This is a genomic window from Streptomyces sp. NPDC045701, assembly GCF_056432045.1.
Genome location: NZ_JBWKJV010000013.1, coordinates 134,234 through 159,078 on the forward strand (window position 1 = coordinate 134,234; position 24,845 = coordinate 159,078).

Genomic DNA, 24,845 nt, shown 5'->3' on the forward strand with positions numbered 1-24,845 from the left:
GGAAAAGTGTGCGGCGGCCTTCAGTGTGCCTTCAGCTCCGCTTGCCTAGCGTGGAGCCATGGAACGCTGGATCAACAGCCTGATGGACACCCTCGGCGCGCCCGGCGCGGGACTCGCGATCGCGTTGGAGAACCTCTTCCCGCCGCTGCCCAGCGAGGTGATTCTGCCGCTGGCGGGGTTCGCCTCCGCGACCGGCCGGATCGACCTCGTCGCCGCGCTGCTGTGGACGACGGCCGGATCGGTCATCGGCGCGCTCGCGCTGTACGGGGTCGGCGCGCTGCTCGGCCGGGAGCGGACGATCGCCATCGCGAGCAAGCTGCCGCTGGTCAAGGTCGCCGACATCGAGCGCACGGAGGCGTGGTTCGGGCGGCACGGCACCAAGGCGGTGTTCTTCGGCCGGATGATCCCCATCTTCCGGAGTCTGATATCCGTCCCGGCCGGCATCGAGCGCATGCCGCTGCCGACCTTCCTCGGGCTGACGACGCTCGGCAGCGCCATCTGGAACACCGCCTTCATCCTCGCCGGTTACGCGCTGGGCGACAACTGGGAGCAGGTCACCCACTACGTGTCGCTGTACTCCAAGGTGGTGCTGGTGGTGGCCGTCGGCGCGGTGGCCGCGTTCGTGGGCGTGCGGCTGTTCAAGCCGGGGACGGGCGCACGGCGGAGCTGAACCGGCGGAGGATCTCCTCGCCGGCCGCCACGCCCCGCTCCTCCAGTGCGTCGACGTGGTCGGCGCTCCACCCGGTCTCGGCGAGCTCCCCGTGGCCGGGCCGCCAACCCCGGTCGGCGGCGAGCAGCAGGTCGGCGTCGAGCAGCGAGTCGCCGGCGGCCAGCACGCGGTCCGCTCCGGCGCGGCGGGCGACCTCGCGGACCGCGGCGCTCTTGGTGAGCGGCTGGGGTACGGCGTACACCTTGCGTCCCTGGAGGGAGACGGCCCAGCCGCGCGGCGCGGCCCACGCGGCCAGTTCCCGCATCCACCCGTCGGGCAGCAGGGCGCGCTCGACGACCAGATAGGCGAAGAGGTCCTCGGCCACGCGTTCCTTCAGCAGCCAGGCCGGGTCGGCGACCGCCAGAAGGTGGCCGCGGACTTCGTCGAGGGTGGCGCACTCGTCGGCGAGGCGGGTGGCGACCGTACGCCGCCAGTCGGGGTCGGAGACGCCGTCGACCAGCAGGTGCCCGCCGTTGGCGCAGATCGCGTACCGCGGAGGGGGCCCGGGGAGCCGGATGCGGTGGTACTGCTCGCGGGTGCGGGTGGTGGCGGGGACGAAGAGGGCGTGCCGCGGGAGTTCGGCCAGCAGCGCGGCGGCGGTCTCCGTGACGTACGACAGCGGCTTGTGCTGGTAGGTCTCGACGCACAGCAGGCGCGGCGCCTCGGCGTCCGGCATGGTCAGGGCGAGGGCGGCGGCGGAGTAGACGAGCGTGCGGTCGAGGTCGCTGGCGATGAGGGTGGTCAGGGTCATCGGCCGGCCACCGCCCTGCCGTCGGCGCCGGTCGCGCCCTTGGTGTACTTGGGGTGGATCAGCCCGACGCAGGTGTAGTGCAGGCCGTCGGCCTCCTCGACCGGTACGCCGCGCTGTTCGGCGAGCAGCCGTACGTGGTCGAGGTCGGCGCCCGCGCCTCGCTGGGCGAGGATCTTCCAGGGGACGCGGCGGAGCAGGACGCGGGTGGTCTCGCCGACGCCGGGCTTGACCAGGTTGACGTCGTGGATGCCGTACTCCTCGCTGATGCGCTCGACGGCGGCCCAGCCCTCCCAGGTCGGGGTGCGGTCGGTGGCGAGGAGTTCCTTGGCCTCGGCGTCGACGGTGGTGGTGACGTCGTCGAAGTGGGCGGCGACGGTGTCGAGGAAGGCGGTGGAGACGTCGGCGCCGGCGAGTTCGCGGTAGAACTTCGCGCCGTGGAAGTCGTGCGGTCCGACGAGGTCGGCGCGCAGGACGGTGCGCGATATGAGGCCGGAGACGGTGGAGTTGAGGCAGGCGGAGGGGATGAGGAAGTCCTCCCGCGTGCCGTAGGTGCGGACGCAGGAGCCGGGGTCGGCCAGGACGGCGATCTCCGGGTCGAAGCCGGGGAAGTCCGCCAGCGCGGCGGCGAGTTCGCGGGTGATGGCGCCCTTGCCGGTCCAGCCGTCGACGAACACCACGTCGGCGGGTTCGTGGTGCTGCTGGAGCCAGCGCAGCGCGTTGGTGTCGATGCCGCGGCCGCGCACGATGGACACGGCGTAGTGCGGGAGGTCGAGGCCGTGGCGGTGGAGCGCCCAGCGGCGCATGAGTACGCCGACGGGGGTGCCGGCGCGGGCCAGCGACACGAGCACGGGGCGCGGGGACCGCTCCACGAGGACCGTCTCGGTGACGGTGCCGACGGCGCGGGCGATGCGGGCGGCGGAGGTGTCGAGGGCGGTGTGGAAGAGGGCCTGGTACCGGTCGCTGGGCTGGTACTCGACGGGGAGGGACTCGGCGTAGTGGGCGCCGCCGCTCTGGATGGCCTCCTCGCGCTCCTCGGTCGGGGCCTCCAGCTGGACGTCGGAGAGGTCCTGGAGGAGCCAGCCGACGTCCTCGGGGGCGTAGGACGAGAAGGCGGGGCCTCGGAGGGGGTCGGGCAGCATGGTGGCCCTTTCGGCGGGGGCGTAGGACGGTACGACGGCGAGCAGCACGTGCGGTACGTGTGCGGCGAGCTGCGCGAGCAGGCCGTCCGGGGCGTGGAGGGCGGGGGTGTCGGCGGCCGAGTCGACGACGGCGACGACGGCTTCGAAGCCGGCGCCCGCGACGTTGTAGGCGTACCGGTCGCCCGGGCCGTCGGCGGGGTCGTCGTGCGCGGGGAAGACGAGCCGGGTGCGGATGGCGTAGCCGGGGTCGTCGACGGCGAGGACGGGCGAGCGGGTGGTGGTGGAGAACCGCACCTCGGCGCCGCCGAGCTCCTCGAGGGCGACGCCCAGCGCGAGCGGCGCGTACATCAGCTCCTCGCAGCCCAGCACGAGCACGCGGGGTGGGGCCGCCCGCCCCGCGGCGCCCGGGGCGAGCCCCAGCGCGTCGGCGACCCGGGCGGCCATGGCGGGCAGCGCTGCGGCCAGGCTGGCGCGGTGGGCGGGGGTGAAACCGTGCCGGCCGCCGTCCGGTACGCCGTCCGGCCACCCGAGCTCGACACGCCGCACGGCCGGTGCCGCGCCCCGGCCGGCCGTCCCCGCCCGACCCGAACCGGCACCACCGGAACCCGCACCACCGGAAGCCACGCGACCAGCACCCGCACCCGCCGCCTCGTACTCGGCCACCAGGGCCTGGCCGCGTTCCAGGACGCCCTCGGGCAGCAGGACCGTGCCCGCCGCCAGGGTGACCAGGTCCACGCGGGCGCCGATCTCCGAGGCGAACGCCTCCAGGCGGTCCCGATCGGCGGTCGAACGCATGTCGACGAGGGCGACTATCACGTACCGCTCGCGCGGGTAGCGCGCGTGGAGGGCACGCACCGTGTTGAGCACCGTGTTGCCGGTGGAGAACTCGTCGTCGACCAGCACCAGCGGCCCGGGCCCCGCGAGGAGCGCCGGGTCCTCCGGGAGCAGGAGGTGCGAGGTGGCGTGCGAGTGGGACTCCTCGAAGCCGCCCGCCCGGGCGACCCCGGGCACCGGGCGGCGGGTGGAGTGCAGGTACGGGGCGGTGCCCAGGCCGTCGGCGACCGAGTGGCCGAGGCCGGTGGCCGTCTCCGCGTACCCGAGCACCACCGCCCGCGCCGCTTCGGCGGGGCCGAGCAGCTCCCGGACCCGGACGCCCAGGTCGTGTCCCGACCGCCACACCACACCCGGGCTCTGCGGGACGTGCTTGCCGAGCACGTGGGAGACGAGCAGGTGCGCCCGCTTCGGGTTGCGCCGCAGCGCCAGGCCCAGCAGCTCGCGCAGCCGCCGGTCGCCGGTCAGCTCGACCCCGAGCCGCTCCGACACCCACGTACCCGACCAGACCGTCACGTTCCCGTTCTCCTTCACTTGACCAGCCCCGCGGCCAGCAGCTCCACGAAGCCGACGTCCTCCTTCGCGACGCCGAAGACCTCCGCCCGCTGGAGGGTCCGCTCGGCCCACGCGCGGTGGGGTCTCACTTCGTTCATCTTGTTCGTGTAGGCGCTGCGCAGCACCCCGCCGCCGTCCCGCTCCGGCCGGAGGATGTCCTGGGCGTCGCTGAACTCCTCGTGGCTGACCACGGACAGCGCGTGCACGGGCAGTACGTGGGAGGGGTGGATGCAGGTCTTGCCGAGCAGGCCGTTGGCCCGGTCCAGCTCGATCTCGCGCAGCAGCCCGTCCAGGTCGTGCTCGATCAGCGCGGTGCGCAGTTCGTCGGCGCGCTGCTCCATGAAGGGGCTGCGGCGCAGCTGCGGCTTGAAGATGCGCTCCTGGAGGCGGAAGTACTCCCACACCGGGCCGGTGATGGTGAAGCCGGTTCCGTCGGACCGGCCCAGGACGTTGACGACGTCCGCGATGACGCCGGCGACGATCTGGACGTCGTACGCCGTCATGTCGGGCGAGCGGCGCAGCCCGTACGCGGAGCAGAAGTCGGTGACGCCGAGGCGCAGTGCGAGGACCCGGTCGCGGTACTTGTCGACGATCCGCCCGATGCCGGCGAGCGTCTCGCGCCGGGTCTCCAGGTGGAGCAGCTCGGGCGACTCCAGCACGGGCATGGCGAACAGTCGCCGTCCGCAGCTGTTCTCGGCCACGGTCAGGGCCTCCATGAACGCCCCGCCGCGCTCCTCGGTGAACTTGGGCAGGACGAATCCGGACAGCAGCCGGGCGGACGGGCCGAGGCGCCGCACCAGGTCGGTGATCTGTTCCGCTGTCCGTACGCGGATGAAGAGCAGCGGCGGTTCGCCGTCCCGCTGCCGGAGGTCGGCGAACTGGCGGACGAGGTTCTCCTCCGCCCCGGTGACGTCGCTGTCGTCGATGGAGTCCTCCAGGCACAGGACCATCGACACGACGCCGCGCCGCACCTGCTTCAGCACGTCGTCGGCGAGCCGCGGCCGGGTGGCGGGGCTGTAGAGGGTGGCGCCGAGGGCGGCGGCGAGGACGCGTGCCGGGGAGTCGGCGTCGAACTCGCACGGCTCCCGGTGGAAGAGCCCGGCCCGGGCAGTGGCCGGGATGTGCCCGAAATGACGCATGAGTATCCCCCGTACTGCCGTGACGGCCCTGATGACATGTGGCCGGTAATAGTACGTACGTACCGGTGTCGGAGGTTCCCCCCGGGCATGAACTTCAGGTAACTCGTCTGCTTCTCGCCCCCGCCGCGCGGCCCCCGCGTTGTCCGCGGCGTGGGCGGCCAGGCAGGATGTCGGACATGACGCACGCCATGCTGAAGGGCTCGAACGTCCCGCTCGACGCCACGGCCGTACGGGCCGTACTGTGCTGGACCCCGGGCCCCGGGGTGCCGGACGTGGACGCCTCCGCCCTGCTGCTCGGGACCGACGGGCGGGTGCGTTCGGACGAGGACTTCGTCTTCTACAACCAGCCGCGCCACCCCTCGGGGCTGGTGCGGCGGCTGTCGAAGAAGCGGGTGACGGAGGGGCTTACCGACTCGGTCGAGGCGGATCTGGCGGCGCTGGACCCGTCGGTGGACCAGGTGGTGCTGGCGGCGTCGTCGGACGGGGACACCTTCGACCGCGTCGGGGATCTGCGGATCCTGTTGTACGACGCCGGCTCCGGCGCCGCGGAGCCGCTCGCGGTCTTCGAGGTGAAGCCGGAGACGGGCGAGGAGACGGCCATCATCTGCGGTGAGCTGTACCGGCGCGGGGAGGGCTGGAAGTTCCGCGCGGTGGGCCAGGGGTATCCGACGGGGCTCATCGGTCTGGCCACGGCGTTCGGGATCTCGGTGGACGAGGCCGAGGAGGCGGACAGGGCGGGAGAGGCCCGCCAGGCGGACGGGCAGCCGACGACGGACGCCCGGATGGCGGACGCGTCGGCGAACGCGCCCACCACGGCGGTGCCCGCACCCCCGGCGCCGCCCGGTCCCGCGGCGCCCCCGGCACCGGCGACGCCCCCGGGGCCCGCGCCCGCGTACGGCTACCCCCGGCCCGGTTCGCCGCAGCCCGCGTACGGCTACCCGCACGGCGGCCCGGCCGGGCCCGGCGGGGAGCAGCCCGGGCAGGGACAGCACGGCGCGGCGCAGCCGGCGTACGGCTACCCTCAGCCCGCCGCGGCCGCCGCTCACGCGCCGGACCCGAACTTCCGGCTGCCGCCGATGGGGCCGCAGTTCGTCCGTCCCTGACGGCGCACGGCCTCAGACCTTGCCGGCCTTGTAGCCCCGCCCCCACTGCAGCCCCCAGCCGTACAGGCGGTCCAGCTCGGCCTGGAAGCCGTACACGAAGCGGACCTCGCGCCGTACCACCAGCTCGTCCTTGACGTTCTCCAGCATGAACACCGCGCACGAACGGGCTTGCGGCGCGCGCTCGTCGAGCTCGATCTCGACGCGCGGGCCGTTGCTCGGGTAGAGCGTCATCGTGGCGTGCGTACGGTCGAACGCGGGTGTCTGGTCGTAGATGTAGACGAAGAACAGCAGGCGCGCGATCTCGTCCCGGTGGTCGAGGTTGACGAAGATCGTCTCGCCGGACGGGGCGCCGAACCGGTCGTCGCCGCTGAGCTTCACGTACGGCGGTGCGTTCAGGTCGCCGAAGAACCCGCCGAGTGGCTGGACCACGCCCTTGGTGCCGTCCTTCAGCTCGTACAGGCAGCCGATGTCGAGGTCCACGTTGACCACGCCCTGGGTGTGGGCCTGGACCACGTCGGGCTTGAAGAGCTTGAGGGGGTGGCGCAGCAGTCGGCCGCTGTTGCGGGACCGGCCCTCGATGTCGGAGGTGCGCATGCGCCAGGAGAGGTTGACGCGCAGGTTGCCGGTCGCCGCGCCCTGTTTGCTGAGGGAGACGGACGGGCGGCGCTTGGTCAGGTCGATCGCGTTCGTCGAGGCGCTGCCGGAGTCGAACCGCGCCGCGTCGTTCCGCCACAGGTTGTCCCAGAAAGCCATGCTCCCACCCCCAGTCGTCCGGTTCCCCCACGGGATCCGCTCGGATACGCGGCGGGGCGGCCGGGAGCACCCGGCCGCCCCGCAACGGAAGCGTTCCTCAATGCCGGGGCCCCCACACTCCGGCGGGCCCCGGCGAATGTCACACGGTGATGTGCGTCTTGTCGTCCTCGCCCTTGGCCGCCAGCGCCTTGTTGCGGCGCACGGAGGACAGGAAGGACGCGGCGATCAGGAAGACGCCGATGAAGCCGGTGATCAGCTCGCTGATCTCGTGCTGGATGGTGATCAGCAGGATGACCGCAAGCGCGCCGATCGCGTAGTGCGCGCCGTGCTCGAGGTAGACGTAGTCGTCCAGCGTGCCCTGGCGGACCAGGTAGACGGTGAGCGACCGGACGTACATCGCGCCGATGCCGAGGCCCAGCGCCATCCAGAAGATGTGGTTGGTGATGGCGAAGGCGCCGATCACCCCGTCGAAGGAGAAGGAGGCGTCCAGGACCTCGAGGTACAGGAAGAGGAAGAAAGCGGCCTTGCCGGCGAGGCCGACCGCGGAGACCTGCTTGCCCTCCTTCTTGGCCTTCTCCTCCTCCTCGTGCTCGCGCTCCTCCTCTTCCTCCAGCTTGTCCTCGAAGTAGCCGGAGAGACCGCCGACGACCAGGTACGTGATCAGGCCGGCCACACCCGACAGCAGCACGGTGGCCGACTTGTCGGCATGGCCCGTGCTGGTGTGCGCCTGGGTGGCGAAGGTCATGGCCGTGACCAGCAGCACGATCAGCGCGATGCAGACCGAGAGCATGTCGACCTTGCCGAGCTTGGCCGCCGGGCGCTCCAGCCAGGCGAGCCACTTGTGCTCGCGCGACTCGAACATGAAGTCCAGGAAGATCATGAGCAGGAACATGCCGCCGAAGGCGGCGATGGCGGCGTGCGCGTCGGTGACGAGGTCCTCGTAGCGCCCGGGGTTGTCCATGGCGAGCTGGACGGCCTCGATGGGGCCGACCTTGGCGCTGACGGCGACGATCACGACGGGGAACACCAGCCGCATGCCGAAGACCGCGATCAGGATGCCGATCGTCAGGAAGATCTTCTGCCAGAAGGCGTTCATCTTCTTGAGGATCCCGGCGTTGACGACCGCGTTGTCGAACGACAGTGAGATCTCGAGGATCGACAGGATCAGTACGACCCCGAACGCCTCCCAGCCCCACTGCCAGGCGGCGAAAGCGAGGCCGATCGCCGTGATGGCGAACGACCAGCCGAAGGTTTTCAGAACCACTGGCTACCCAATCGTGTTAAGTACGGGTACGGGTCTCCCCCGTGCCGTGCGCGCCGGGCTTTGAACGAACCCGGAGACGAGCTTTAGGAAACATTGACCCCGAAGTCTAGAGCGATGCCCCTCAGCCCCGACGCATACCCCTGTCCCACGGCTCGGAACTTCCACTCCCCGCCGTACCGGTAGAGCTCGCCGAAGATCATCGCGGTCTCGGTGGAGGCGTCCTCGCTGAGGTCGTAGCGGGCGAGCTCCTGGCCGTCGGCCTGGTTGACCACCCGGATGAAGGCGTTGCTGACCTGGCCGAAGGTCTGGCCCCGGTTGTCGGCGTCGTGGATGGACACCGGGAAAATGATCTTGTCTACGTCGGCCGGCACCCTGGGAAGGTCGACGATCAGCGACTCGTCGTCGCCGTCGCCCTCACCGGTGAGGTTGTCACCGGTGTGCTCGACGGAGCCGTCGGGGCTGGTGAGGTTGTTGTAGAACACGAACCATTCGTCGCCGAGCACCCTGCCGTCGCGGCAGAGCAGTGCGCTGGCGTCGAGGTCGAAGGGCGCTCCGGTGGTGGAGCGCGCGTCCCAGCCGAGTCCCACCAGCACCTGGGTGAGGTCGGGTGCGGCCTTGGAGAGGGAGACGTTGCCTCCCTTGGCGAGCGTGACGCCCATGACGGTGTTCCTCCCCTGAGATGTGCTGCTGCGTTGTTCCGGGGAAGTCCCCGGCCCCCCGGCCCGGGCGCGGTCACCGCGTGCGGAGCGGGCGGTAAGGCACGTCCGGCGCCGCACGGAAACGTGCGGCGCCGGACGGGACGGCACGGCGGTGAGCCGGTGCCCCCCGGAGCGTGACGGGCGGCGGGCCGCGCCGGCCCGTCGCCCCGCGGGCCGGGACGGCGACCGCCCGGGGGCGGCCTCCCGGAGCGGGCCGGGGCGGGCCTGGGCGGCGCCGTCCGTCGCCGGGGTGCGGGTCAGACGTTGACGCCGAAGTCCTGCGCGATGCCGCGCAGGCCCGAGGCGTAGCCCTGGCCCACGGCGCGGAACTTCCACTCCGCGCCGTTGCGGTACAGCTCGCCGAAGACCATGGCGGTCTCCGTCGAGGCGTCCTCGCTCAGGTCGTAGCGGGCGATCTCGGCGCCGCCGGCCTGGTTCACGACGCGGATGAACGCGTTGCGGACCTGGCCGAAGGACTGCTGGCGGGTCTCGGCGTCGTAGATCGACACCGGGAAAAGGATCTTGGCGACGTCGGCCGGGACGTTGGCCAGGTCGACCTTGACCTGCTCGTCGTCGCCCTCGCCCTCACCGGTGAGGTTGTCACCGGTGTGCTCGACCGAGCCGTCGGCGCTCTTCAGGTTGTTGAAGAAGACGAAATCCTGGTCGTTGCGGACCTTGCCCTCGGCGTTGACCAGAATGGCGCTGGCGTCGAGGTCGAAATCCGTTCCGGTGGTGGTGCGGACGTCCCAGCCCAGACCGACGGTGACTGCCGTCAGGCCCGGGGCCTCCTTGGTCAGCGAGACGTTGCCGCCCTTGCTGAGGCTGACTCCCACGAGTCCCTCCATTGGTTTTCAGGGGCAGCGCGCCCCCGTGGTGCGTTGGTGTCGGATCAACGACTGGATCCTAGTGACCGGTTCCCGTCGTGAGCAGGCTCTTGGGGCGAAGAATCAGAGGGTGTCGAGCGCCGCGGCGTACTCGTTGAGGTCCCGGGCGTCCGGCAGACCGTTGACGACCGTCCAGCGGACGACGCCCTCCTTGTCGATGATGAAGGTGCCGCGGACCGCGCAGCCCTTCTCCTCGTCGAAGACGCCGTACGCCCGCGAGACCTCGCCGTGCGGCCAGAAGTCCGACAGCAGCGGGTACTCCAGCCCCTCCTGGTCGGCGAAGACCCGGAGCGTGTGGATCGAGTCGTTGGAGACGGCGAGGAGCTGGGTCTCGTCGTTGACGAACGTCGGCAGCTCGTCACGGAGGGCGCACAGCTCGCCGGTGCACACTCCGGTGAAGGCGAAGGGGTAGAAGAGGAGCACGACGTTCTTCCGGCCGCGGAAGTCCGCGAGCGACACGGTACGGCCGTGGTTGTCCTTCAGCTCGAAATCCGGGGCCTCGGTGCCGACCTGGACAGGCGCGGTCGCCTCGATCGTCTCGATCGCCATGACAGAAAGCATCCCTTCGCTGGGTCTCGTGGGCTCCCACCCTACGCACAGGACCCCCGCCGACCGGTGTCGGCGGGGGTCCTGTGGCTGGGGGACGGGTGGCGGACGAGTCAGCGCTTGGCGGTCTTCGGGGTCACCAGGCGGCTGCCGGTCCAGTCCTTGCCGGCGTTGATGCTCCGGGTCTGGGAGAGGCCCGCCGTCTGGGCGGCCTCGTTGATGTCGCTGGGCTCGATGTAACCGTCCCGGCCGGTCTTGGGCGTCATGAGCCAGATCTGCCCACCCTCGTCGATCAGACCGATGGCGTCGACCAGCGCGTCCGTGAGGTCGCCGTCGTCGTCCCGGAACCACAGCAGTACGACGTCAGCGACGTCGTCGTAGTCCTCGTCGACGAGGTCCTGGCCGATGATGGCCTCGATGCCTTCACGGAGCTCCTGCTCGACGTCGTCGTCGTAGCCGATCTCCTGGACCACCTGTCCGGGCTCGAACCCCAGCTTTGCCGCCGGGTTGGTCCGCTCCTCCGCGTGGTCCGCGGTCGCGCTCACGGCTTGCCTCCTGATCGTTTTTTGGAAAGTGCGTCGGCCGCGCGCGTACGCGTGGCATTGGGCGTAGTCCACACGTGCGGGGCGGATCGCGCAAGTACCCGGCGATCGAGACCGCCGAAACGGTGACTTTTGGGGCCGTCTCGCCGCAACTCAAGGCACCTTCCCGCCCTTGCCCGCGATCCGCACCACGGCTCTTGACCCACTTTATTCGCTTCTACTCCTTCCGTGCGCCCGTAGGGGCCGAACGACCGAACGAAACACATGGCCGCCTTGGGCGTAAGGTTGCGATTTGACCAGCGCCTTCCGGTGACCGCGGCCCGGATACGGCGACCCGTGGGGGTTACCCCTCGGTAAAGATGACGTTTAGGCCCATGGGGTACACGATGGTGGCGGCGCGACAGCACAGCCTGACACTTCACTCCCCGTAGGCTCCACCGACCAGAAGGAACAGCGTGGCTTCCGGATCCGATCGCAACCCGATCATCATTGGCGGCCTTCCCAGCCAGGTCCCGGATTTCGATCCCGAAGAGACCCAGGAATGGCTCGACTCCCTCGATGCCGCCGTGGACGAGCGCGGCCGTGAGCGGGCCCGTTACCTGATGCTCCGCCTGATCGAGCGGGCCCGTGAGAAGCGCGTGGCCGTGCCCGAGATGCGCAGCACGGACTACGTGAACACCATCGCGACCAAGGACGAGCCGTTCTTCCCCGGCAACGAGGAGATCGAGCGCAAGGTCCTCAACGCCACGCGCTGGAACGCCGCCGTGATGGTGTCGCGCGCGCAGCGCCCCGGTATCGGCGTCGGTGGCCACATCGCCACGTTCGCCTCCTCGGCCTCCCTCTACGACGTGGGCTTCAACCACTTCTTCCGCGGCAAGGACGAGGGCGACGGCGGCGACCAGATCTTCTTCCAGGGCCACGCGTCGCCCGGTGTCTACGCGCGCGCGTTCCTCCTGGACCGGCTGACCGAGGCGCAGCTCGACGCCTTCCGCCAGGAGAAGTCGAAGTTCCCCAACGGGCTGTCGTCCTACCCGCACCCCCGGCTGATGCCGGACTTCTGGGAGTTCCCGACCGTCTCGATGGGCCTCGGGCCGATCGGCGCGATCTACCAGGCGCGCATGAACCGCTACATGGAGGCGCGCGGCATCGCCGACACCTCCAAGTCGCACGTGTGGGCGTTCCTGGGCGACGGCGAGATGGACGAGCCGGAGTCGCTGGGCCAGCTCTCCATCGCGGCCCGCGAGGGTCTCGACAACCTGACGTTCGTCGTCAACTGCAACCTCCAGCGGCTCGACGGCCCGGTGCGCGGCAACGGCAAGATCGTCCAGGAGCTGGAGTCGCAGTTCCGCGGCGCCGGCTGGAACGTGATCAAGTTGGTGTGGGACCGCTCCTGGGACCCGCTGCTGGCCCAGGACCGCGACGGGATCCTGGTCAACAAGCTGAACACCACGCCGGACGGACAGTTCCAGACGTACGCGACGGAGACCGGCGCTTACATCCGTGAGCACTTCTTCGGTGACGACCACCGGCTGCGCGCCATGGTCGAGGGCATGACCGACGACCAGATCCTGCACCTGGGCCGAGGCGGTCACGACCACAAGAAGATCTTCGCGGCGTACAAGGCGGCCGTGGAGCACAAGGGCCAGCCGACCGTGATCCTCGCGCAGACGGTCAAGGGCTGGACGCTCGGCCCGAACTTCGAGGGCCGCAACGCGACGCACCAGATGAAGAAGCTGACGGTCGACGACCTGAAGCGCTTCCGCGACCGGCTGCACATCCCGATCACCGACCAGCAGCTGGAGAGCGGCGTCCCGCCGTACTACCACCCTGGCCGGGACTCGGAGGAGATCCAGTACATGCACGACCGCCGCAAGGCGCTGGGCGGGTACGTCCCGACCCGGGTCGTGCGGGCCGAGCCCCTGACGCTGCCGGACGAGAAGACGTACGCGGCGGTCAAGAAGGGTTCGGGGCAGCAGTCGATCGCCACGACGATGGCGTTCGTGCGGCTGCTGAAGGACCTGATGCGGGACAAGGAGATCGGCAAGCGGTTCGTGCTGATCGCGCCCGACGAGTACCGCACCTTCGGTATGGACTCGTTCTTCCCGAGCGCCAAGATCTACAACCCGCTGGGTCAGCAGTACGAGGCCGTGGACCGCGAGCTGCTGCTGGCGTACAAGGAGTCCCCGACCGGCCAGATGCTGCACGACGGCATCTCCGAGGCGGGCTGCACGGCGTCCCTGATCGCGGCCGGGTCGGCGTACGCCACGCACGGCGAGCCGCTGATCCCGGTGTACGTGTTCTATTCGATGTTCGGCTTCCAGCGGACCGGCGACCAGTTCTGGCAGATGGCCGACCAGCTGGCGCGCGGTTTCGTGCTGGGCGCCACCGCCGGGCGCACGACGCTGACCGGTGAGGGTCTGCAGCACGCGGACGGCCACTCGCAGCTGCTCGCCTCGACGAACCCGGCCTGTGTCGCGTACGACCCGGCCTTCGGCTTCGAGATCGCGCACATCGTCAAGGACGGCCTGCGCCGGATGTACGGCGAGAACGCCGAGGACGTCTTCTACTACCTCACCGTCTACAACGAGCCGATCCAGCACCCGGCCGAGCCGGCGGACGTCGACGTGGACGGCATCCTCAAGGGCCTGTACCGGTTCAGCACCGGCCGCGAGGGCTCGATCCCGGCGCAGATCATGGCGTCCGGCGTGGCCGTGCCGTGGGCGCTGGAGGCTCAGCGGATCCTCGCCGAGGAGTGGAACGTCCGCGCCGACGTCTGGTCGGCCACCTCCTGGAACGAGCTGCGCCGCGACGCCGTGACGGTGGACGAGCACAACCTGCTCCACCCGGAGGAGGAGCAGCGCGTCCCGTATGTGACGCGGAAGCTGTCCGGCGCGGAGGGGCCGTTCGTGGCCGTCTCCGACTGGATGCGGTCGGTTCCCGACCAGATCGCGCGCTGGGTGCCCGGCACCTACACCTCTCTGGGCGCGGACGGCTTCGGCTTCGCCGACACCCGGGGCGCTGCCCGGCGGTACTTCCACATCGACGCCCAGTCGATCGTGCTGGCGGTACTGACGGAGCTGGCCCGGGAGGGCAAGGTGGACCGCTCGGTGCTGAAGCAGGCCGTGGACCGCTACCAGCTGCTGGACGTCTCGGCGGCCGATCCGGGCGCCGCCGGCGGCGACGCGTAACGCTTCTCACGCGGGGGGCTCCGGCCCCCCGCACCCGCCTACCATTCCCGGCATGAACGAACGCTGGGAAGCCCGTACCCAGACGCCGCTCCTCGCTCTCGCCCTGGCCTTCGGCGTCGCGTACGCGGTGCCGATAGTCGCGCCCGACGCCGAGGCGTGGGTGCACTCGCTGTGCACGGTCGTGGAGTGGGTGGTCTGGGGCGCGTTCGCCCTGGACTACGCGGTACGGCTGGTGCTGGCCCCGTCGCGGTGGCACTTCGTGCGCGGCCATCCGCTGGATCTGCTGGCGGTGCTGCTGCCGCTGGTCCAGCCGCTGCGGCTGCTGCGGCTGGTGTCGACGCTGCTCCTGGTGGGCCGGCGGGCCCGGATGGCCTCGCAGGTCACGCTCACCACCTATGTGGCCGGGTCGGTGGCGGGCCTGCTGATGTTCGGTTCTCTCGCGGTGCTGCACGTGGAGCGGGACGCCCCGGGCGGGAACATCAAGACGCTGGGTGACGCGGTGTGGTGGTCGTTCACGACGATGACGACCGTGGGGTACGGCGACCACGCGCCGACCACCGGGCTGGGGCGGCTCCTCGCCGTGGGCCTGATGCTGTCCGGCATCGCGCTGCTGGGTGTCGTGACGGCGAACATCGCGGCCTGGTTCATCTCCCGCTTCGAGCGGGACGACGAGCAGGAGCGGCGGCAGAGCGCCCTGCTGGAGACGCTGACGCGGGAGGTCAGGGAGCTGCGGGTGGAGGTCGCCCGGCTGTCGGGCGGCGTCCCGGCCGTGCCCGTCCAGCCCGCCGTGCCAACCGCACCCGTGCCGCCCGGCGCGCCCGCCCGGGCCACCACGGAGAGGACCGGTTAGGAACTCCCGTGCACGGCCGGGGGGGCGCGTCCACCCGGAGGACGGGCGGGTGTGCCGCGTGCGTCGGGACGCGGGCACGAGGGCCCACGGCGCGCCGGGGCGAGGGGTGAGCCCTTGCCCCGAGGGGCGCGCAGGCCTGTCGTACGGGACGGCTAGAGCGTTCCGTCGCCCAGGGTGCCGACACCGGCCAGCCGGACGAGGGCCAGGACGGTGTCGATCGCCCCGAGGACGAACGCGATCAGCGCCGGGAGGCGATCGCTCGCCCAGCGCCGGCCCATGCCGAGCCAGCCGCAGACGATCGCCGCCGGGCCGAGGATGATGCCCAGGACGAAGAACCCGGCGACCGCGCAGACCAGCCCGACGATTCCGAGCGTCGCGCGATCCGGCCCGGTCCGCGACCACCTGCGGCCGCGTGATCGGGGGCTCCTGCGCGAGCGCGAGGTGTACCCGAAACTGCCCATGGCCCCCGAGTGCCCCGCTTCAGGACTCCCACACCTTGAAAGCCCGTACCCGGTAAGGAGATTGAGGGACCCAGGTGCCGCCGCCCGGATACGTCTCGAACTCGCCGGTCTCCGCGCACTCGGCGGACTGGTAGGTGGTGACGGGTCGTCCGGTGCGGTTGGCGAGCGCGGCGGCCGTCGTCCCGGCGGGCAGGGGGACGCACGCCTCGATGTCGACGTCGGTCAGCTCGTGGGTGTGCCTCGCGCCCCGGAACCTCTCCTTGGCCCACAGGCACAACTGCCCCGTCTCGCAGGGTCCGAGCCGGGGCGGTGCCGCCGCCACGGGCGCGGCGCCTCCGAGGAGACCGGCGGCGAGTGCGCCGGCGGTGAGGGCGGTGGTGACGGCGGTGGTGAGGACGGTCGTGGAACGCATGAGAACCCCCGTGGAGCGTCGTTGGAACGTGGTCGCAGCATCGGTCGCGTGACGATCACGCACATCCATCGTGACGCTGAGTGACTCTCTGGGGAAGAGTTCCTGGGTGGATCCACCCGGAAGGGTGACGCAGCGCGACGAGCGGGGCCCCGCAGCCGCAGCCACGGGGCCCCGCTCGTCCACGCGCACGCCGTCGGATCCACGACCGCGCGTCCGCCCGGACCTACGTCAGATGTGGGCGCCGCCCGCGCCGGCGTCCGCGTTCTCGCCGCGCTTGGTGAGCATGGCCACCAGCGCCGCGACGACCGCCACGACACCCGCGACCGTGAAGGCCAGGCCCATCCCGGACATGAAGGTGTCGTGGATGACACCACCGATCTTCGAGGCCAGGTCCGGCGTCATGCCGGGCGCCTTCGCCAGCTCCGCCGGGACGGTGCCGAACTCGGCCGCCTGCTCCAGGCGGGGGTCGACCGGGACCGGGATCCCGGCGTCCCGCCAGTTGTCCGCGAACTCGGCGCTCACCTTGGAGGACATGACCGCGCCCAGCACGGCCGTCCCGAGTGCGCCGCCGACCTGCATGGCGGCCTGCTGGAGGCCACCGGCCACACCGGAGAGCTCCAGCGGGGCGTTGCCGACGATGACCTCGGTGGCGCCCACCATCACGGGAGCCAGACCGAGGCCCAGGAGGGCGAACCACAGGGACATCGCCAGCGTGCCGGTGCCCTCGGTCAGGCTGATCATGCCGAACATGGCGATCGCCGTGCAGACCATGCCGCCCACCAGCGGGACGCGCGGTCCGAACTTGGTGATGAGCGCGCCCGCCAGCGGCGAGGAGACGATCATCATGGCCGTCAGGGGCAGCAGGTGCAGGCCGCTGTCGACCGGGCTGAGACCCTTGACGCCCTGTAGGTAGAAGGTGACGAAGAACAGCCCGCCCATGAAGGCGAAGGCCATCAGCACCATGAGGACGGTACCGGCGGAGAGCGGTACGGAGCGGAACATGCCCAGCGGGATGAGCGGCTCCCTGACCTTCGTCTCCCAGACGGCGAACACCGTGAACAGGACGACCGCGCCGCCGAGGAACGCCCAGGTGCTGGCGCTGCCCCAGCCCCAGCTCTCCCCGGCCTTGATGATGCCCCAGATCAGGGACGCCATCGCGGCGGACAGCAGCACGATGCCGGGCAGGTCGAACGAGCGCGGCGCGTTCTTCGCGCGGTGGTCCTTCAGGATCACCAGGCCCATAACGAGGGCCAGGACACCGACCGGCACGTTGATGAAGAACACCGACTGCCAGCTGACGTGCTCGACGAGCACGCCGCCGAGGATCGGGCCGCCCGCGGTGGAGGCGCCGATGACCATGCCCCAGATGCCGATCGCCATGTTCAGCTTCTCGGCCGGGAAGGTGGCGCGCAGCAGGCCGAGGGCGGCCGGCATCAGGAGCGCGCCGAACAGCCCCTGGAGGACGCGGAAGGCGATCACGAGTGTGATCGAGTCCGACAGGCCGATCGCGGCGGACGCGGCGGCGAAGCCCGCGATGCCTATGAGGAAGGTCTGGCGGTGGCCGAACCGGTCACCGAGCTTGCCGGCCGTGATCAGCGCGACGGCGAGGGCCAGCAGATAGCCGTTGGTGATCCACTGGACGTCGGCGAGCGACGCGCCGAGGTCCCGCTGGATCGCGGGGTTGGCGATCGCGACGATGGTGCCGTCGAGCGCGACCATCATCACGCCGACCGCCACGGCGAACAGCGTCAGCCAAGGGTGGCCGCGCAGCCCTTTGGCCGGGGCCGGTACGGGGTCCTGGCCCTGCGGCGACGTATCGATGGTGGTCTGACTAGTCATACCGTCGAGGCTAGTGTCAGTCACTGACAATTGACAAAGCATTTCATACGCCGGTAACTGTCGCGTCCCTCACAGGTAGCCTGAGCAGCCGGAAATGGCAGAAAGAGGACCATGAAGTGACGGCCGAGCAGCCGACCGCCCCCCGGACGCCGGCCCCCGCCGGACTGCGCGAACTCAAGAAGCAGCGCACCCGTGACGCCTTGCTGCGCGCCGCGCTGGAGCTCTTCACGACCCGGGGGTACGAGGAGACGACGGTCGACGAGATCGTCGACGCCGTCGACGTGTCGCAGCGCACCTTCTTCCGTTACTTCGCCAGCAAGGAAGAGGCCGCCTTCGCCGTCCAGCACATGGTCGAGCGGCACTTCGTCACCGCCCTGCGGGAACGACCCGCCCACGAGGCGCCGTTGCAGGCGATGCGCAACGCCGTCCTCTCCGCGTGGGACACCATCGGTGAGGCCATCATGGAACTCGTCCCCATCGAGCTGTACCTGCGCACCTTCCAGGTGATCGAGTCGACGCCCGCGCTCCTCGCCGTACACCTGCGGCGTTCCATCGAGATGGAGGAGAACATCGCCCGGCTGATCGCCGACCGCGAGGGCCTGGACGCGGACGCCGACCCGCGCCCGCGCGTGGCCGTCGCCGCGTTCAGCGGCGTCATGCGGATGACCGGCCAGCTGTGGGGCCGGGGCGACGACCCGTCCCTGGAATCGATGCGCACCCTCACCGAGGCATACCTGGACCACCTGGAGCCCGCGCTCGCCGCGGACTGGCGAACCGGCGCCCACGCCTGACCCGCACGCCGGTCCGCGCACCGGGCAACTCCGAACGGCACACGGCGCACCACCGCGCGCGTGCCGCCGCGCACGGCACACGCCGCACCGTCACACACACGCCCGTGCCGTACGGGTTACGCGCACGCGGAGGCGTACGCGTGAGCGCCGGGCGTCCGTACGCCCCGCGCCCCCCGGCCGTTCACGTCCGCGACCGCCCGACCGGCCGCCGGGCGCGCTCCGCCACGGCCACCGGGCCGCCCATCGACGCCCCCACCGCGTTCCGGTGCGCGCTCCGCACGTCCCCCGCTTCCGCCTCCGGGTTCCGGATGACGACCGCTGTTCACGTTCGCGACCTCCGGCCGCACGCCGGGGGCATGCGCCGGGGCGCGTACGGGGAGTAACCGCGCTTCCCCGATTCGACCGTTCCACGCGTGAGGTACGTCACCCTCGTCGCGGGGCCCCTCGCGGGTCTCCTAGGGTGTCCCGCAGTGACTTCCTTCGACCCCTCCCCCATGCCCCCGGTGCGGCGCGCGTTGCTCGCCCTGGCTGTGGTCTTCGTCCTCCTCATGACCACGGGCTGGACCGCGATACGCCCCCAACGCGGCCCTGAGCAGGCGCGCGAGGCCGCGCTCGCCGCGTGGCGGGACGACCGGACGGGCACGCGCGAGCTGCCCGACCCCGCGTCACCACCCGCCGAGCTGGCCGCCTTCTTCCGCTCCCTGACCCCGCGTCAGCGCGACCGGCTCGCCGCCGACCACCCGCTCGTCGTCGGCAATCTCGACGGCGCCCCCGTCACCCTCCGCTACCGGGCGAACCGGCTCGCGCTGCGGGCCGCGCTGGACGCCGAGCGGGCGCGGGTGGAGGACCGGCGGCTGTCGCCCGACGGCCACCGCGAGGCCGTCCGCCGCACGCACCGGTTCGCCGCCCTGATGCGGGAGGGCCGGCAGATCCTCGCCTTCGACCCGTCCGGCAAGGGCCGCGTCGCCGAGGTCTTCGGCGACCTCGACCGGGCGCGGCACGTCTCGGTGGTCGTACCGGGGGTCGACACCAACCTGCTGACGTTCCAGAAGACGGCCCGCAAGTACTCGGCGCCCGTCGGGATGGCCGAGTCCCTGTACGCCGCCGAACGCGCCGCCGCGCCCGGCACCCGTACCGCCGTCATCGCCTGGGCCGACTACACGGCGCCGGCGGGCGTCGGTATGGACGCGGCGACCGGCAGGCTCGCCGAGACCGGCGCGGCCCGGCTGGTCTCCCTCACCTCCGCGCTGCCCGGCGACTCCAGGGTGGCGCTGTTCTGCCACAGCTACGGCTCCGTGGTGTGCGGCGTCGCCGCCCGCCGGCTGCCCGCCCGGGTGGCCGACGTCGCGGTGGCGGGAAGCCCCGGGATGCGGGCCGGGAGCGCCGCCGGGCTCGGCACCGGCGCGCACGTGTGGGCCATGCGCGACGCCGACGACTGGATCGCCGAGGTGCCCTACCTGGACGTCGGCGGACTGGGCCACGGCGCCGATCCGGTGGCGCCGGAGTTCGGGGCGCGGGTGCTGTCGGCGGCGGGCGCGGTCGGGCACGCCGGGTACTTCGAGCCGGGCACCGAGAGCCTGCGCAACTTCGCCGAGATAGGCGTCGGCTCATACCGTTCCGTGAGCTGCGCGGGCGACCGGGAGACCTGCAACAGCGGAATCTCCGGTACGAGCGCGCTCTGACGCGCGTAGAGCCCCGCCGGGCCCCGTCCAAGCTCGTAAGTCTCCGGGGGCGACGCGCGGGCGTGCGCCGCATACGATGAGGCGCATGGGTGATGTGCTGGCCGGCATTCATGCCACCTGGGAGTTCGAACCGGACGCCGTGCTCATCCGCTTCGAACGGGGGATCCGCGCACCGAAGCTCTACCAGGCGCTGCGCGAGCGTCGTATCCCGCACGAGGCGCTGGCATCGGTGACCCTCTCCCCGGGCAGACGCGGCACGGTGGTGCTGCACGCGGCGCCGAGAGCGGGCGCCGATCCGCTGATGGAGGCGGCCGCGGGTCAGCTCAAGGACGCCTGCGACCCCTACCGGCTGGTGCTGCCGGCCGACCGCGAAACCCTCGCCGAGTACTACGCGGACGAGTTGCGGGCCCGGCTGGCGCCCGAGGCCGCGGAGCCCGCCGAGCGGTTCCTGGTCACGGCCCCCGAGGCGCCGCTGCAGTTCAAGGCGTACGACGGCAAGGCGACCTTCGACGGCGGTCAGGTCGCGTTCCGCTGGTTCTGGACCGGTGCCTCGTCAGCCAAGTGGAAGGCGGGCGACCAGACCTTCGCGGTACGGGAGCTGAGCGGCGTCGAGTGGCGCTCGCCCGACCTGTTCGACGGGTACCTGCGGCTGGTGCGGCGCGGCCACGCGGGCGACGTCCAGCCGGCGCAGGCGGACCAGGACCCGGCGGCGGTCGTGTTCGGGCTCGGCTACGGGCCGGTGCACGAGTCGCTGCCGTTCGCGGCGGCGGTGCTCGCGGCGGTCCGGGACGCGGGCGCCGCGGCGCCCGTACCGGTGCACGCCGCGGTGACGGCCGGACGGGACCCCGCGGTGATCGCGGAGCGGATACGTCACCTGGGCGAGCTGTACCAGGCCGGGCTGGTGACGGACGAGGAGTTCGCGGCGAAGAAGGCCCAACTGCTCGCGGAGCTGTGACCCGGCGGCGCGCAGGAGCGGGACCACCCGGCGGGGAGGGCCACCGGCGGGCGGTCACCGGCCACCGGCCGGCGGTCACCGGCCGCCGGCGGGGCGCCGGTGTCGTACCCCGGTACCAGGACGGAACCGGCACCCCGGTATGACGTCCGCGCGGCGGCTGGTGCCTAGGCTGGCGGGTCATGCGCACCACTACCCCGCTTCCCCGGCTGAGCGCCTCCGTCCGCGCCCTGGGGCTCGCCGTCGCCACTCCGGCCGAGGGCGGGGAGCCGTTGCTCGCGCGGGCGGCCTCGCCGTGGCTGCGGCGGCTGCCGTACGTCGTCGCCTTCGGGTTCGTCGCCTCGCTGCTGCCGGTCACCGTCACCGTGCTCGTCGACGACTACCAGGTGAACGGCGCCGTCGCCGGCGCCCTGGCGACCGCCCAGACCGTGCCGTTGCTGCTGGCCGTGGCCCGGCCGTTGCAGGCGTGGTGGATCGTGGTCGCCGCCGACGTGCTGGGCGCGCTGTTCCTGCTCGGCGCCGACGGCGTGGCCGGCCGGTCGTGGCCGTGGACGCCGATGATCGTGGTCGGCTACCTGGCGCTGATGGTGGCCGTGGGGCTGCGCGAGCCGCGCCGGACGCTGCTGGGCGTGTGGCTGGCCACCGGCGCGGCGGGGTTCCTCTTCGAGCTGATCTCGCAGACCCGCAGCGACGGCATCCACCTGCTGCTGTTCATCCTCAGCGGGGCCGTGCTGCTGCTCACCGCGTCGCTCCGGGAACGCGGCGACGCGCAGCGGCGGCTGATGGAGCAGGAGACGATCAGCGAGGCCGAGCGCGCCCGGCGCACGCTGCTGGAGGAACGGGCGCGCATCGCGCGGGAGTTGCACGACGTGGTGGCCCACCACATGTCGGTGATCACGGTGCAGGCGGACTCGGCGCCGTACCGGATCGAGGGACTGCCCGAGGCGGCGCGTGAGGAGTTCTCCTCGATCGCGGCGTCGGCGCGGGAGTCCCTCGCCGAGATGCGGCGGCTGCTCACGGTGCTGCGCAGCGAGGGCGCGGAGGGTGAACGGGCCCCGCAGCCGGGGCTGGAGCGGGCGCAGCAGCTGGTGGAGGCGACGGTACGGGCGGGGGTGCCGGCCGAGTTGTCGATGCCGGCCGAGCTCGGTCCCGTACCGCAGGCGGTGGACCTGTCCGCGTACCGGATCGTGCAGGAGGCGCTCGCGAACGTGGTGCGGCACGCGCCGGGCGCCAGGACGCGGGTGTCGGTGTCCGCGGACGACGGCCGGCTGACCGTGCTGGTCGTCAACGGGCCCGCGGAGAGGGCCGGTTCGCCGCTGGAGACGTCGGGTACGGGGCACGGCCTGATCGGCATGCGGGAGCGCGTACGGTTGACCGGCGGCACGCTCGACACCGGGCCGCTGCCGGACGGCGGCTTCCGCGTCGCGGCCTGCCTCCCCCTCGCTCCCGCCCCCGCCCCCGCCCCGGAGGAACCCGCGTGACCATCCGCGTGATCATCGTCGACGACCAGGCCATGGTGCGCGCGGGGTTCGCCGCGCTGCTGTCGGCACAGCCGGACATCGACGTGGTGGGCGAGGCGCCGGACGGCCGGGAAGGCGTCGCGGTGGCCCGCTCCACCCACCCGGACGTGGTGCTGATGGACGTCCGGATGCCGGAGATGGACGGACTCGCGGCGGCGCGGGAGATCCTGTCGCCGCCGCCGGGGGTCGTGCACCTGCCGAGGGTGCTGATGCTCACCACCTTCGACGTGGACGACTATGTGTACGAGGCGCTGCGCGCCGGAGCCTCCGGGTTCCTGCTGAAGGACGCACCGCCGGCGGACCTGATCGGCGCGGTACGGGTGGTGGCGGCGGGCGAGGCGCTGCTGGCCCCGTCCGTGACGCGCCGGCTGATCGCCGACTTCGCGGCCTCCCGTCCGGCCCCGCGCAGGGACCGTTCACTGCGCCTGAAGGGTCTGACGCCCCGCGAGACGGAGGTCCTGGAGCTGATCGCCCGCGGCCTGTCGAACCAGGAGATCGCGGGCCGCCTGGTGCTCGCCGAGCAGACGGTGAAGACCCACATCGGCCGGGTGCTGGCCAAGCTGGACCTCCGCGACCGGGCACAGGCGGTGATCTTCGCGTACGAGTCGGGTGTGGTCACCCCGGGGGACGCCTAGGGGTTGTCTTGTCGATCAGGCCGGATCCGTGAGCGGCGTCTGGTGCCGTGGATCGCAAGGCGGAGGAGGGAGCCACCGCGGAGCATTGGCGACCGACGACGACGCCGCAGACGTGCGTGCCGGACCACGCGTCCGCGGCGTGGTCCACACGACAAACCCTGGCCGGGACCGGCGTCGCCCGTTCCGGGTACGGCCCGCCCCGGCCGGCCTCGTACACCCCCTACCCCGGTAGCACCCCGCACTTGGCCCCGCGGGGTGACGTCCTGCCGGAGGCCGCCCTCCTACCTTCCTCTCGCCGCACCGGACGAGGGAAGCAGAGGGGGGCGTCATGCGCCGCTGGACGAGGGGCCACGCCGACAGCAGGGGCCACGCGGGCGACAGCGACCACGTGGGCACCAGGGGCAGCACCGACCAGGTGCGCACCACGGACGCCACCGACCGCGTACGCACCACGGGCAGCACCGATCGGGCCGGCCGGGGCAGCCGCCGGCCGACCCGCTGGAAACGGACCCTGACCGCCCTCGCCCTCACGACCGCCGTGGTCGCGGCGACCGCCGGCTGGGCCGCCGGGAGCGGCCAGCGGCCGGTGACGGGGCCGCCACCGGGCAGCCGGGAATGGCGGGCCGACACCTCGCTGGGGCGCGCCCTGCCCGACCCGGCGAGCGCGACGCCCCGCGAGATCGCCGCGTTCTTCCGCACCCTGACGAACGGCCGGCGGCAGGACCTCGCGCACCGGCACCCTTCCGTCGTCGGCAACCTCGACGGCGCTCCGGTCGAACTGCGCTACCAGGCGAACGCGACCGCCCTGCGGAAGGACGCCCGCTTCGCACACCTCGCCGGGCGGCAGGTCCTCGCCTTCGACCCGCGCGGCCGGGGCCAGGTCGCCGAGGTGTACGGGGACCTGACGCGCAGCCGCCACGTCGCCGTCGTGGTGCCCGGCTCGGACATCGACGCCGGGACGTACGACCGCCCCACCGACCCGTACGGCACGCCCGCCGGGATGGCGAGGCAGCTGCGGACCGCGGCGCCGGGCACCGCCGTCATCGCGTGGGCGGGGTACACGACGCCCGTCGGGGTGGGCCTCGACGCCGCCACGGGCGGGCTCGCCGAGGCCGGTGCCGTACGGCTGGCGCGCCTCGTCGACGGGCTCGCCGCCGGGGGCGCCCCGGAGCCCGCCGTGTTCTGCCACAGCTACGGCTCCGTGGTCTGCGGCCTGGCCGCCCCGCACCTGCGCGTTCGCGACCTCGTGGTCCTCGGCTCCCCCGGCCTGCGCGCCGACACCGTCGCCGACCTGGGTACCGGCGCCCGGGTGTGGGCCGCCAAGGACCCGTCCGACTGGATCTCCAGGGTGCCGAACGTCCAGCTTCTCGGGCTCGGGCACGGCACCGACCCGGCCTCCGCCGAGTTCGGCGCCCGAGCGGTGCCCGCCGCCGACGCCCCCGGCCACACCGGCTACTTCGCGCCGGGCACCGAGTCCCTCCGTACCTTCGCCGCCATCGCCCGGGGAGAATCTCAATGATCGTGTCAAGCCGCCTGCGTGACCGGCGGGGCGGAGGTGAACAGCCTCTTGTCACGCAGCATGGCCCACAGGACGTCGACCC

At 72.0% G+C, this 24,845-nt stretch carries 22 protein-coding genes; 10 read left to right on the forward strand and 12 right to left on the reverse strand.

From position 1 onward, the window contains the following. Positions 1 to 58 precede the first annotated feature (58 nt). Positions 59 to 670: a DedA family protein gene (locus tag AC07DW_RS17060; RefSeq protein ID WP_478858446.1), complete on the forward strand. Its 612-nt coding sequence runs from the start codon at positions 59 to 61 to the stop codon at positions 668 to 670. On the opposite strand, the gene AC07DW_RS17065 is transcribed toward AC07DW_RS17060, so the two are convergent. Genes AC07DW_RS17065 through AC07DW_RS17075 form a run of 3 tightly spaced genes read right to left on the reverse strand, consistent with a single transcriptional unit; the run spans position 639 to position 5,124 of the window. Further along, positions 639 to 1,460: an HAD family hydrolase gene (locus AC07DW_RS17065; protein WP_478858447.1), complete on the reverse strand. Its 822-nt coding sequence runs from the start codon at positions 1,458 to 1,460 to the stop codon at positions 639 to 641. The two genes, AC07DW_RS17060 and AC07DW_RS17065, sit on opposite strands and share 32 nt — an antisense overlap. Then, on the reverse strand, positions 1,457 to 3,946 hold the full coding sequence (locus AC07DW_RS17070; RefSeq protein ID WP_478858448.1) for a phosphoribosyltransferase: 2,490 nt from the start codon (positions 3,944 to 3,946) through the stop codon (positions 1,457 to 1,459). Before AC07DW_RS17070 ends, AC07DW_RS17065 begins: the two co-directional genes overlap by 4 nt. A gap of 14 nt (positions 3,947 to 3,960) precedes the next feature. Continuing rightward, positions 3,961 to 5,124: an HpcH/HpaI aldolase/citrate lyase family protein gene (locus tag AC07DW_RS17075; RefSeq protein WP_478858449.1), complete on the reverse strand. Its 1,164-nt coding sequence runs from the start codon at positions 5,122 to 5,124 to the stop codon at positions 3,961 to 3,963. 167 nt (positions 5,125 to 5,291) lie between these two features. On the opposite strand from AC07DW_RS17075, the gene AC07DW_RS17080 reads away from it, so the two are divergent. Then, a complete protein-coding gene (locus tag AC07DW_RS17080; RefSeq protein ID WP_478858450.1) occupies positions 5,292 to 6,227 on the forward strand; it encodes a TerD family protein in 936 nt (311 codons plus the stop codon). A 12-nt stretch (positions 6,228 to 6,239) separates the two neighbouring features. Here the strand turns inward: AC07DW_RS17080 and AC07DW_RS17085 are convergent, their stop codons facing one another. The 6 genes from AC07DW_RS17085 to AC07DW_RS17110 all read right to left on the reverse strand — a co-directional run bounded on the left by AC07DW_RS17085 (position 6,240) and on the right by AC07DW_RS17110 (position 10,917). Beyond that, entirely contained in the window at positions 6,240 to 6,980 is a 741-nt protein-coding gene (locus AC07DW_RS17085; RefSeq protein WP_478858451.1) for a TerD family protein, read from the reverse strand. A gap of 139 nt (positions 6,981 to 7,119) precedes the next feature. Then, complete coding sequence (locus AC07DW_RS17090; protein ID WP_478858452.1) at positions 7,120 to 8,244, reverse strand: DUF475 domain-containing protein; 1,125 nt, start codon at positions 8,242 to 8,244, stop codon at positions 7,120 to 7,122. An 83-nt stretch (positions 8,245 to 8,327) separates the two neighbouring features. After that, positions 8,328 to 8,903: a TerD family protein gene (locus AC07DW_RS17095; protein ID WP_478858453.1), complete on the reverse strand. Its 576-nt coding sequence runs from the start codon at positions 8,901 to 8,903 to the stop codon at positions 8,328 to 8,330. A gap of 296 nt (positions 8,904 to 9,199) precedes the next feature. Next, on the reverse strand, positions 9,200 to 9,775 hold the full coding sequence (locus tag AC07DW_RS17100) for a TerD family protein (RefSeq protein ID WP_478858454.1): 576 nt from the start codon (positions 9,773 to 9,775) through the stop codon (positions 9,200 to 9,202). A gap of 114 nt (positions 9,776 to 9,889) precedes the next feature. Continuing rightward, entirely contained in the window at positions 9,890 to 10,375 is a 486-nt protein-coding gene (locus AC07DW_RS17105; RefSeq protein ID WP_478858455.1) for a peroxiredoxin, read from the reverse strand. Positions 10,376 to 10,485: 110 nt separating this feature from the next. Beyond that, a complete protein-coding gene (locus AC07DW_RS17110) occupies positions 10,486 to 10,917 on the reverse strand; it encodes a DUF3052 domain-containing protein (protein WP_189548307.1) in 432 nt (143 codons plus the stop codon). 452 nt (positions 10,918 to 11,369) lie between these two features. Between AC07DW_RS17110 and aceE the strand changes: the two genes are divergently transcribed. Next, positions 11,370 to 14,102: a pyruvate dehydrogenase (acetyl-transferring), homodimeric type gene (gene aceE / locus AC07DW_RS17115; protein ID WP_478858456.1), complete on the forward strand. Its 2,733-nt coding sequence runs from the start codon at positions 11,370 to 11,372 to the stop codon at positions 14,100 to 14,102. 52 nt (positions 14,103 to 14,154) lie between these two features. After that, positions 14,155 to 14,952 carry a potassium channel family protein gene (locus AC07DW_RS17120; protein ID WP_478858457.1) on the forward strand — a complete coding sequence of 266 codons (798 nt, stop codon included), beginning with the start codon at positions 14,155 to 14,157 and terminating at the stop codon, positions 14,950 to 14,952. A gap of 152 nt (positions 14,953 to 15,104) precedes the next feature. On the opposite strand, the gene AC07DW_RS17125 is transcribed toward AC07DW_RS17120, so the two are convergent. The 3 genes from AC07DW_RS17125 to AC07DW_RS17135 all read right to left on the reverse strand — a co-directional run bounded on the left by AC07DW_RS17125 (position 15,105) and on the right by AC07DW_RS17135 (position 17,664). Next, complete coding sequence (locus tag AC07DW_RS17125) at positions 15,105 to 15,413, reverse strand: small hydrophobic protein (protein WP_478858458.1); 309 nt, start codon at positions 15,411 to 15,413, stop codon at positions 15,105 to 15,107. Positions 15,414 to 15,432: 19 nt separating this feature from the next. After that, positions 15,433 to 15,825, reverse strand: a complete 393-nt coding sequence (locus AC07DW_RS17130; protein ID WP_478858459.1) for a peptidase inhibitor family I36 protein — start codon at positions 15,823 to 15,825, stop codon at positions 15,433 to 15,435. Between the two features lie 228 nt (positions 15,826 to 16,053). After that, positions 16,054 to 17,664, reverse strand: a complete 1,611-nt coding sequence (locus AC07DW_RS17135) for an MFS transporter (protein WP_478858460.1) — start codon at positions 17,662 to 17,664, stop codon at positions 16,054 to 16,056. 116 nt (positions 17,665 to 17,780) lie between these two features. Here AC07DW_RS17135 and AC07DW_RS17140 point away from each other — a divergent pair, with 116 nt between their 5' ends. The 6 genes from AC07DW_RS17140 to AC07DW_RS17165 all read left to right on the forward strand — a co-directional run bounded on the left by AC07DW_RS17140 (position 17,781) and on the right by AC07DW_RS17165 (position 24,763). Continuing rightward, positions 17,781 to 18,455, forward strand: coding sequence for a TetR/AcrR family transcriptional regulator (locus AC07DW_RS17140; protein ID WP_478858461.1), 675 nt, complete (start codon positions 17,781 to 17,783; stop codon positions 18,453 to 18,455). Between the two features lie 470 nt (positions 18,456 to 18,925). Then, positions 18,926 to 20,137: an alpha/beta hydrolase gene (locus tag AC07DW_RS17145; RefSeq protein ID WP_478858462.1), complete on the forward strand. Its 1,212-nt coding sequence runs from the start codon at positions 18,926 to 18,928 to the stop codon at positions 20,135 to 20,137. Between the two features lie 85 nt (positions 20,138 to 20,222). After that, positions 20,223 to 21,092 (forward strand): DUF4429 domain-containing protein, encoded by an 870-nt coding sequence (locus tag AC07DW_RS17150; RefSeq protein WP_478858463.1) that lies wholly within the window; start codon positions 20,223 to 20,225, stop codon positions 21,090 to 21,092. A gap of 179 nt (positions 21,093 to 21,271) precedes the next feature. After that, on the forward strand, positions 21,272 to 22,570 hold the full coding sequence (locus tag AC07DW_RS17155) for a histidine kinase (protein WP_478858464.1): 1,299 nt from the start codon (positions 21,272 to 21,274) through the stop codon (positions 22,568 to 22,570). Next, entirely contained in the window at positions 22,567 to 23,244 is a 678-nt protein-coding gene (locus AC07DW_RS17160; protein WP_478858465.1) for a response regulator, read from the forward strand. Before AC07DW_RS17155 ends, AC07DW_RS17160 begins: the two co-directional genes overlap by 4 nt. Before the next feature lie 328 nt (positions 23,245 to 23,572). Then, positions 23,573 to 24,763, forward strand: a complete 1,191-nt coding sequence (locus AC07DW_RS17165; RefSeq protein ID WP_478858466.1) for an alpha/beta hydrolase — start codon at positions 23,573 to 23,575, stop codon at positions 24,761 to 24,763. The last annotated feature ends 82 nt before the right edge of the window (positions 24,764 to 24,845 follow it).